The organism is Staphylococcus sp. HMSC65H10 (genome assembly GCF_001839185.1).
Classification (GTDB): Bacteria; Bacillota; Bacilli; order Staphylococcales; family Staphylococcaceae; genus Staphylococcus; species Staphylococcus simulans.
This window is the reverse complement of sequence record NZ_KV840384.1, coordinates 1-506: the sequence shown is the minus strand read 5'-3', so window position 1 is coordinate 506 and position 506 is coordinate 1. Positions and strand designations below refer to the sequence as shown.

Annotated in this window: 1 pseudogene; it reads left to right on the top strand. The window is 33.8% G+C overall.

The window, feature by feature from the left end:
* Positions 1–506: pseudogene (locus HMPREF3270_RS13555) on the top strand (phage tail spike protein); the annotation flags it as partial.

The following is a 506-nucleotide window of genomic DNA, read 5'->3' as shown; positions in this document are numbered from 1 at the left end:
CAACTGAATTGAACAAACGTAAAAAAGAAAAAATCAGTTATGAAGTAACATCTCTAGATATTAAAACATATCAACCGCATGAAATTGTTCATATTGGCGATATGGTACGTATAAAAGATAGAGATTTTACGCCTCCGTTGTATTTAGAAGCTGAAGTAATCGCTTAAATGATAACTTCAGCAATGTGAATACTATTGTTAGGGAGACTAACAGTCAATTACAGTATTTCGAAAAGAAAATTATTAAGTCGCAAGATGCGCCGGAAAATCCAGTCAATGATATGTTGTGGTTAGACACTAGTAATCCTAAAGTAGCAGTGTTACGTAGATACTGGAACGGACAGTGGATAAATGCGACTGCCGAAAAAGCTGATGATATTGGCGCAGTTACACGTGAGAAAGCTTTGTACGATGATTTAAACAACACATTTATAAATTTGAACATTCAACATAACAAATTATTAAGTGAAGTGTATGAAGTTATAGACAGTGAATACCTTGTCGATA